Origin of the sequence: Microcoleus sp. S13C4, assembly GCF_036700865.1 — a bacterium.
Lineage (GTDB): Bacteria > Cyanobacteriota > Cyanobacteriia > Cyanobacteriales > Microcoleaceae > Microcoleus.
In genome coordinates this window covers 17327-27307 of record NZ_JAUBPS010000078.1, presented here as the reverse complement: position 1 = coordinate 27307, position 9981 = coordinate 17327, and the positions used below count along the sequence as shown (strand labels likewise).

Sequence of the window (9981 nt, the reverse complement as noted above, 5' to 3'; positions counted from 1 at the left end):
CGCTGGCATTTATAATTATGAACTTTCTTTAAAGACTAAATTAGAGATCGCCTGAGACTTTCGCAAGAGGTCTAATGTCTTTGGACAGCAGCCAGTTAAGCGGGGAAATTTGGCTAGTTCCTGTTTGTAATCCTGTGGGTGTCAGTCAGCGAGCGCACCATTTTTCCCCTGGTCGCTACAATCTTTATGATGGGGTAAATTGGAACCGAATTTTCTGGGATTTTGAAAAACAAGGGGAAGATATTCTGGGTTTTGCGAAGTCTCACATCCATCTCGATGCCGATACTGTCAAAGCTAATTACAGAAAAGCTATTGCTTTGAGTTTTGCGAAAGAGTTGGCAAAAATTAATGCTCCTAGTTGCCGCCCCTACAGCGAACTTTACCGATATCAGCTACAATCTTTGTGTTTGGATGCTGACTATGTGCTGGATTTGCACAGTTCTACGAATCAAAGTTTAGATTACCTTTACTGTTTTAATTCCCGCGAGGAGAGTGCGAAAGCTTTTTTGCTCGATCGCGCAATCTTGATGGACGAGTACGACGGCGATGCTTTTGACGAGGCGTTTCTCAAGCCTTGGCTGGCTTTGGAAAAGATTTTGGCAGAGTTGGGAAGTGCGATCAAATTTGATGTGGAAGCTTGGACTTTAGAATTAGGTTCGGGGATGGAAATGAATCCCGAGTCGGTGGCGAATGGCTTGCGGGGCATCAAAAATTACTTAGCAAGTAAGGGTTTATTGAAAATAGATGGATTCCCTCTCCCGGAAACTGCGAATCATCAAGTTATTTTTACCCCCAAAAATTCGGTGATAAAATACTACGCGCCGGCGGGCGGGATGATTCAAAATCGAGTGCACTTGGGGAGTTATGTCAAAAAGGGCGATCGGCTTTATCAAATTCTCAGCTTTAATAAGAATGGGGAATTTCCGAGTTTGGTTGATGTTGGTGCTGAGTCGGATGTTTTCATTTTTGATGTTTCGACCAATCAGTCAGTAAATCAAGGAGAGTATGTCTTGTCTGTGATGGCAGATTGAGAATACCAAGAAACCAGGTTTCTTGAAGAAACTTGGTTCCTGAAAACTTATTGGTAATCGAACCATAATTTACGATATGCTATTTAATAGGGCTTGTTTAAATACCGCTGCACTTTTATAATAAATATCAGGATTGTCAATTAAAGCGCGATCGATAACGGTGGCTAGCGGTTGAGGAATCGCAGAAGTGCGATCGCCCACAGGAACCACATCATTTTGCAAAACCGCCAAAAACGGGTCTTGAGCCTGCAAATTGCGCGGGGAATATCCCGTTACCATCACATACAAACAAGCCGCTCGATTTGCAATTTTCGATTATAAAAACTTCTACTCCCACTCTTAGCAAGGGGCTAAGTCTTACTCCCCCCCCTTGCTAAGGGGGGGCTAAGAGTTTTTTGAGTTTGTTCGGTGGTGGTACGGTTTATGGTTGAATGAAGATTCCGATCGCATTATGAACTCTCGCCGCTGTTGACGGAGGTCGATCGAGCAAACTACCTCCCAAATACAAACTCGTCGAACTTCCCCCATCCAAATTTAAAGCCTCCACAGCACCCATTTGCTGCAATATCTGCGCCAGTTCTGCGAAATTTGGCCCCGCCCCGCCCGCGCGATTGTGCACGGCTACAATCAGCAAATTCCCCGCAGCATTTCGCCCGATCGCACTTCTAATTGCTGTCTGTCTAACATACGCATCGCTAAACCCTTCCGCCTTCGCATCCAGCACAACTCGACTATTTTTTACCAACATCGGCCCGCCGCCGAGAATGTACGGAAAACGGTTAAAATCCGCCGGAAAAGTGTTAGTTTCCAGACGTAATAAAGTGCCCGGTGTGAATTGAGGGGCGATCGACAAATCCGAACGCAAAGCCAAAATGTAACCGTTAGCTGGAATGGGAAAAATTGTTGTTCCCGTCGCACCTCCGGGGGATTGGCTGACAACTCGTGAAGCAAAGCTATCCCGTAGGGAATCGCCCGCAACTGTCACAACTATTTCATTGGCAGACAACGGAGTATAAGTTGTTCCCCAATCAGGAGTGTAGCGGCCGATTCCCGATTGCACGTAGGCACTATTGAGATGAGAAACAGGCAAAAATTGATTTGCCGGAGTGATCACAGTTTCTTGCAAAGTTAAACGATCGATCGCAAATTCTCCCCCATCGTTCCAGGCGATCGCCCCCCGGTTCAATATCGGCCCGGAAAGCCATTTATTGTCACGCCGAATTGCTCCTAAAGCTAACCGATTAATTCGATTAAAAAACCCTGCATTAATCGCCGCAGCCGCACCCGACACTTCTGCTGTTTGCAATAAAGGTGCAGTGCCTTGATCGGCAGGTGGATTGCTGAGAAGTGGTCGAATTTTTACACCGGATTGACGCGGATTAACTTCTAGCCAAACTACTGGAAAACGAGCAGTTCCTAAATTTTGATACTGCTGCCGCCACTGCACACCCGGCGCCCAAACAATGTTTTTTTCTACTAACGAATCTGGCCGAATGTCGATCACTAATCGATTGGGATTTCCCAGGCTGAAAACTTGCGGCCGCCAACCTAAAGGAATCTTCACTTTGACTTTAGTTTGAGCGCCGTCAGGTTCGACTTTTAGTGATAGCAATTGTTTGCTGATTTGAAAAGTGTCCTGAAGTAAGGCGGGAGCGACTTGGGCATCGATCGCGATCGACCATTCTTGACCGGCGATCGGCGCTGCGGGCGTTATTGGCAGTGGCAGGCCGGGTTTGGTCGGATCGTCTGGTATTTCGAGGTTTGGCGCAGCGCGGAGGTTTTGCAGTGGGATAGCGGGCTTTGTGGGGTCGTCCGGGGGGTTGGGTGTGGGTGTCGGCGACGGGCTTGGTTTATCGACAAAGTTGACTTGCCAGGGAGTTGGTCGATCGAGATCTACTACAATGCGATCGCCCGATTCTATTTCTGCTTGCCGAATTCCGGTAACACTTGCAGTTTGAGAAGTAATTTTTAGAATATTCCCATCAGCAGATATCTCCCAGCCCGCAAGTCTAGCAAAATCGGTAACATCTAAGTAACGATACGAGCCTGTTGCCCGCGCTGCTAAGCTTTGAGCGTCGGTTAAAGATACCGAAAACCACTGCACTGGTTGTTTGGCACTGTCGGCGCTGCTGAGCAAATCCACTCCCGCACTTTGCATCAATCCAACGTCAGCAATCCAAGTTCGGAAATCCGCAGAAGAGTTGTTTGCCTGCTGCTGAGTCCAAGCGAGGGGCAGAATGCGGCCGTTTAGGGACACTTGGCGGCCTTGTCTAATTATCGAAGATGGCGGTACAGATTGAGCCAAAAGCCTAGAGTCCGACAGGGGTTTCAACCCCTGTCTCATAGCTGAAGTTTTCTCAAAAGAACTATGGGTCAATATTTCAGTCGGTTTTAACCGACTTTCGCTATCAGCCAGGGAATTCATTCCCTGGCGGGAAATCGAAGCATGAATCAGCCCAGCCCTCTCGCCCTCTTGTGTTCTTCCGGGTTGATTCCAGAGCAAAGACGGGGCGATCGCCAGTACGGGTAAAATCGAGACTGACAATATTGGACGCCAATAGAAAAAATTACGTTTCACAGCTTACAACTCACAATTTCCTTTCTAAACGCATGGGGCTCTAGAAACCCGGAATATCCGTATCTTTCTTCTTACTAAGCGGCGCAAATTCCCCTAAAGACATACTACCAACTGCTCACGCCGGAATAGAAATCACAAACTCCGAACCCTGCCCCAAGGAGGAATTCACCACTAATGTACCTCCATGTTTTTCCACAACAATTTGGTTAGCGATCGACAAACCCAATCCGGTGCCTTGGCCCACCGACTTGGTTGTGAATAAGTGGTTAAAGATGTTTTCCTTGACTTCATTGGACATCCCCACTCCATTATCCTTAATGCGAATCAACACCTGATTGTTGGATTCGCTCAGAACAGTTTGAACCGTGATTTGATTCGGTAGGGCTTTAATTTCACTAAAACTGCGCTCCTTATTTGACTCCTCCAGAGCGTCAATGGCATTAGCCAATACGTTCATAAATACCTGGTTCAACTGTCCGGGAAAGCATTTCACCAGGGGTAAGTTACCATACTCTGTCACAATTTCAATGGCAGGGCGGAACTCGTTGGCTTTTAAACGGTGCTTAAGAATTAGCAGAGTGCTTTCAAGTCCATCGTGAATATTGAAAGAAACTGGTCGATCGCTATCTGCCCTGGAAAACGTTCTCAGACTCGTACTGATATTGCGAATGCGCTCGACTCCATCCTTCATTGAGCCAATCAATTTGGGCAAATCTTCTCGCAAATACTCCAAGTCCATATCCTCAATTTCTGTTTCAATTTCCACTCCCGGATGGGGAAATTTTTCTTGATACAAATCAATCAAGTTGAATAAATCCCCCACGTATTCTTGAGCCGGTTGCAAGTTGCCGGCGATAAAGCCTACGGGATTGTTAATTTCGTGGGCTACCCCTGCGACTAAATTTCCCAGAGCAGACATTTTTTCACCCTGTACCAGTTGCAGTTGCATCTGTTTGAGATCGCTGAGATAAAGCTCTAATTTTTGGGCATATTCCTGTGATTGCTGATACAGTTGGGCGTTCTGTAAGGAAATTGCAGCTTGCGAGCACAGGATGTTGAGGATGGCGACGCGATCGCCCGTGAATACCCCTGTTGCTAAATTATTTTCCAAATACAAAATCCCCATCATTTTCCCTCGCTCGCCGATCGGAGTGCACAGCAAGCTCTGAGGTTGGTGTTGGATTATGTAGGGGTCAGATGCAAATCTTGGTTGATTGCTAGCATCATCAAAAATCAGGGTTTCTTTTGTACGTTTGACGTAGTTGATCACGCTCAGAGGAATTACTTCGCTCTCCTCAACCGCAATTGATTGCAGAAGACAGTCTTGACGGTTTGTGCACTGGACGTTTATCCTCCAGTTTCCCTCTTCATTCAAAATTAATGCTCCTGTTTGAGCGCCTGCATTCTTCACCACCACTTGCATGAGGGTAGTGAGCAATTGCTCGAGTTTTATTTCGCTAGATAGAGCTTGAGAAGCTTTGATAACTGTCGGCAAATCTACTAAGTCCCAATTGCTGGTGCTACCGATAATTGTTCTATTACTATTAGAGATGGATGAGTCACTATGGGTGGATGTGTGAATTGTTTCGCTCGGATTCTGGCGATTTCGCTCCTGTTGCAGGATCACAGCAAGCAATTGGGGATAGCGCTGTTCTAGATGGTCAATCTTTGCTTTTGCTCCCCAACGAGCGTAAGCATAGTAAGCATCAATTAAATAGGGTTTGGCAATTTTTTCTTTACCCCATTCCAAATAAAATTTGGCAGCTAGTTCGTGAGCCAGTGCTTCCTCGTTGAGGTATTCGTTCTCTTTGGCGAGGGCAATAGCCTTGTCGTACATCTCAAGGGCTTCTATTTTTTCCCCTAAAACTCGATGCCGTTCTGCCTCCACTAGATAGAATTTATGCAGATGATTCATGGGGGCATGATGTGCCCATTTCTGCATTTTTTCTTGATTAGCTTGTACGCGATCGAGAAGTTCCTGTTGCTCAGACTGTGGAGTATCGGCATACACTGCCAGCCGCACTAGAGAATCGTAGAAATAGAAGAGAACAACAGTTATCTGCCCTGAAGCTGCGCTCAAAGAACTTTCTATTTGAGCGATATTTTTAAAAGCTTCAGGGTAATTTTCAAACAGATAACAAAGCACAAGTTTGTGCAAGTATAAGTAATGAATCCCCAGGTAGTTATTGGTTCGCTCATACAGTTGCAACATTGTCTCTTCGTCGTAGGCTTCTCCCTTTAAATGGCAGGGGTCTTGCGCTCTTCCTATCAAGTTCAAAACGGCTTGCCAACAAATTTTCTGATAAGAAAGTGCTGCTTCCTGGTGAATTTTACTAACGGCATCTGCGTAGCTTGCTATCTCTCGTTCTAGTTGCGTTAGTTGCTTGCCAATAAAATACGAATAATAACTGTATTGAAACATAGCATAACCAGCAAATTCTAACTCTCCGGTTTCCAGCCCACAAGTATAATCTGACAGCAAAGGTTTTAAACTATTTCTGAAGTGTTCTTTCCAAGGTTGAATACTAGAATGCACCATTGCGGATGTCTTGGCTTGGATTTCTTGGGCATCCAACTTTGACAATAGACGTAAAGCCATTTGACCGAACTGATAGCCCCGCTCAATATCTCCCATGCCACAGAGAAGATAACTATATATGGCAAAAGCATAGGGAGACACAGAAGCATTGCCATATTGGACAGATAAATTGACCTGTTTGCAAACTACCAAAGGCGCGAGTGGCGGCAGCGCTATGTAGGCAGGAGTAAATAGGCTTGACAGAATCGTTATAGTTGCTATTTGTTGAGGATCTGTCATCAGAGGGAGATCGATTAAGTCCTCAGTTCCCTTTCCGCTCAAAATTGACGCGGTTTCTCCTAGTGCGTGTCCAATATCAGATAAATTTGGCTCGGAGGGAAACTCTACCCCCAACTGCTTTAACGCTGGCAACCCTGTATTCAGCGCTTCCTGTAGCTTATATTGCGCCATATAAGCTTGTATCTGTACTTCATATACCTTCACTTTTTCCAGTAGCGTTTGGGCGCAGCTTTCCACGACTGATGCTAATGTCTCCATCCGGTCAAAGTCACCGCTTAGATATGCCGCTTCTGCTGCTTCTGTATGCAGCGCTAATGTTAGTTCGTATTGATTTTCCCAACTATTTACTGCCAGTAATTCTCTGCCACTATTGAAATATTCAACTGCTGCAGAATAGGCAGTAGCAGCTTTTGCTTTCTTTCCGGCAACCAGATTTAAGTGTGCTAATTGCTCCCTATCTAGCTCGTGGCTAATTAGATTTACTCCCACATTCAAGTGGTTGACAATATCAAACATTCTTTCTTCTCGCTCAACTTCTGGCGTATTCTTTAATAACAGTTGACCTATTTTTAAGTGAGTCGATCGCTTTTGCTCTTCGGGAATGAGGGAATAGGCTGCTTGTTGGACGCGATCGTGTAAAAACTTGTATTTGGGTAATTGGTCAGGGGTAATTAGTAATTGGTCAGATTTCTTCCCATTACCGATTACCGATTCGCTATAGCCCTCTGCTTGATAAAACTTATAAACTTCGCTAATGGGTAAAATTAACCCTTCTTGCAGCGCCTTCCATAGAGCTGTTGCGGTTTCTACGGGCGAATTTTCATCAACAATTGCTAACGTCGCCAAATCGAACTGACTGCCAATACAAGCAGCTAACTTTAAAACTTGCTGTGTCCTGCTTGGCAACTTTCGCAACTGAAGTGCCATGAATTCTACTACATCATCCGTTAGTGCCAAGGTTCGCACTCGGACGATATCGCACTGCCAATACCGAGATTCACAATTAAATTCAATTAGCCTATCTTCATGCAAAGACTTGAGGAATTGTGTGCTAAAAAATGGATTGCCTCGGGTTTTCTGATAAACGAGTTCTGTTAAAGGCAGAGCCAACGCTGTAGAACAAGCTAGAGTATCGGCAACTAAACTATTTACGTCTGCTCGATCGAGGGGAGCTAAGGTAATAGTATTCACCTTTGCTTCAGTTTTTTGAATATCTGCTAACGTCAGCATCAATGGATGCGCTGGAAACACTTCGTTATCGCGATAAGCTCCAATTAATAAGAGATAGCGGTTATCAATATCGCTCATCAGCAGTTGTATCAACTTCAATGATGCTGAGTCTGCCCATTGCAAATCGTCCAAGAATATCACTAAAGGATGTTCTTTTGTTGTGAATAATTGAAGGAATTTTTCCAACAACAAATTGAAGCGATTTTGACCGGCACTGCCCGAAAGTTCTGCGACTGGCGGTTGCGGTCCCATAATACGTTCGAGTTCGGGAATGACTTCAACTATCGCCCCAGCGCTATCGCCCAAAGCTGCCACAAGTTCTAACTTGAATTTTTCTACTTTGGCATCTGTTTCCGATAGCAATTGTCCCATTAAATCGCGAAAAGCTTGGACAAATGCTGAAAAGGGGAGGTTGCGTTGGAATTGGTCAAATTTGCCTTTAATAAAGTAGCCTCGCTGTCTCACAATTGGTTTGTGGACTTCGTTGACAACAGCGGTTTTGCCAATGCCGGAGAAACCGGCAACGAGCATCATTTCGGTGCTGCCGGCACTCACGCGCTCGAAGGTCGATAGCAGGGAGAATACTTCGTTTTCTCTACCGTATAATTTTTCTGGGATGATGAAGCGATCGCACAAATCTCGCTGCCCGATTGTAAAGTTAGTCAGCGCCCCTGTCTCTTGCCACTCGTGCCAACAAGTTTCCAAATCAAACTTCAGTCCTAAGGCGCTTTGATAGCGCTCTTCAGCATTCTTTGCCATCAGTTTGCTAACAATTTCAGACAACACCAATGGAACTCTCTGGTTGATAATTGAGGCTGCGAGTGGTTGTTTGGCGAGGTGGCAGTGTACCAAATCCATTGGATCGTCTGTTTGGAATGGTAATTTTCCTGTTAGTAATTCGTAGAATGTTACTCCTAGCGAGTAGAAATCTGTGCGGTAATCAATGCCTCGGTTCATTCGCCCAGTTTGTTCAGGAGATATGTAAGGTAAGGTGCCTTCGAGGACGTTGGGAGTTTGAATTTCTTGGGTTTCGCGCGGCAACAGGGAAGCGATGCTGAAGTCAATCAGCTTGACTTCTTTACTGCTGGGGTTAATTAGAATATTGGCGGGCTTGAGGTCTTTATGGATAACGTGGTGGCGATAAAGTCCGTCAAGGGCGTTGGCAATTTGAATCGCAATGGGCAGAAACTCTCTAACGGGTAAGCTTTCTAGGGGTGCGTTGCTCTCGGATGCTAGACGAGCGAGGTAGCTACTTAAGGGAATTCCGCCAAAGTCTTCCATCACCAGAGCATAGTGGTTCTGGTAAGTCTCCAGGCTGTATGCCTTGACACTGCCGGGGATCTCTAAGTTTTTAGCAATGACGTACTGGTTGCGGAAGTGAACCAGTTCGTTGAAGCAGGGAAAGTTATTTCGCAGCAGTTTGATAACGACCGGCTGCCCATTTTCCGAGCGAAGACCGCGATACACTAGAGTTCGAGTGCCTGCGTATATTTGCTCGTTTATGTGATATCCTAGAAAAAGATTTGTTATGCTACCCATACCTACGTATTCCTACTGCTTTTGTCAAGCCTGAAGCTTTTTAGAGTTGATATTTACTATTGTCGCTCTATCTCCCCGGCTATTGCTTGAATTACATTTTTCTTAACATATTTTGGATATCAAATTATGAAATAGCTATTTGAAAAACAAGACTTAATATTTTATGTAAGAGCTGTTGATACGGCAGTTGAGACTAAGTAGAAAATGACTTAGCTAAAGCGGATGGAACGACAGCAGTTCAGGGAAGAGGAACTTCAGAAGCTAATTAATAGGCGTGGCATAATTATGGGATGATTTCTGACACTCTCGGCTCTAAATAAACTGAGATTCTTGATTCAAAAAGGATGCGCTGGCTCTACCAGATGCTCCCAAGGTGTCAGAAATCCTTGAAATAGGCTTCGTTGATGAGTTACAAACGAACGTTTGTGGCTAAAAAAATACAAATTAGGGTTATGGACAACTGTCAACCTTTTTCGGCAAGCCATCTTAGGCTGGGTTCTGGACGATCGCTGACAAGACTTGCGCGCAAACTCTGACTGTAATCGGTGAAATTTTATCAATTTTTTGATAGACTTGATTTTCGCGGCTTGAGAGTTGACTGCACAATAAGACAGGTTTTACCAGTTGTGAACCGCGCTGCTACATTGCACCTACCGACTGAGCGGGCAGGTGGCTTTTGTGTCTGCGGGCGCTGACGAAAGCAACTCAACAGCGCAGCAAGCAAAATAACGCTAAAGTCAATATCTACCTGTGTTCGCTGCAAGGCTACCCTTGCGGACTCAGGA

Annotated in this window: 4 protein-coding genes; 1 reads left to right on the top strand and 3 read right to left on the bottom strand. The window is 45.2% G+C overall.

Features of this window, described 5'->3' with window-relative positions:
* Nucleotides 1-74: 74 nt before the first annotated feature.
* On the top strand, nt 75-1031 hold the full coding sequence (locus QT996_RS24130) for a succinylglutamate desuccinylase/aspartoacylase domain-containing protein (RefSeq protein ID WP_333049619.1): 957 nt from the start codon (nt 75-77) through the stop codon (nt 1029-1031).
* A gap of 69 nt (nt 1032-1100) precedes the next feature.
* Here QT996_RS24130 and QT996_RS24125 read toward each other — a convergent pair whose 3' ends face one another.
* The 3 genes from QT996_RS24125 to QT996_RS24115 form a co-directional block, all read right to left on the bottom strand.
* Entirely contained in the window at nt 1101-1310 is a 210-nt protein-coding gene (locus QT996_RS24125; protein ID WP_333049617.1) for a hypothetical protein, read from the bottom strand.
* Nucleotides 1311-1452: 142 nt separating this feature from the next.
* The gene (locus tag QT996_RS24120) at nt 1453-3609 is read right to left on the bottom strand and encodes a phosphodiester glycosidase family protein (protein ID WP_333049615.1); all 2157 of its coding nucleotides are present in this window, start codon (nt 3607-3609) and stop codon (nt 1453-1455) included.
* A gap of 115 nt (nt 3610-3724) precedes the next feature.
* Nucleotides 3725-9196, bottom strand: a complete 5472-nt coding sequence (locus QT996_RS24115) for an AAA family ATPase (protein WP_333049614.1) — start codon at nt 9194-9196, stop codon at nt 3725-3727.
* Nucleotides 9197-9981: the final 785 nt, after the last annotated feature.

What these genes read in the sequence shown, in the direction of transcription:
- QT996_RS24130 (WP_333049619.1), top strand. Translation starts at nt 75, where the DNA reads ATGTCTTTGGACAGCAGCCAGTTAAGCGGGGAAATTTGGCTAGTTCCT.
- QT996_RS24125 (WP_333049617.1), bottom strand. Translation starts at nt 1,310, where the DNA reads ATGGTAACGGGATATTCCCCGCGCAATTTGCAGGCTCAAGACCCGTTT.
- QT996_RS24115 (WP_333049614.1), bottom strand. Translation starts at nt 9,196, where the DNA reads ATGGGTAGCATAACAAATCTTTTTCTAGGATATCACATAAACGAGCAA.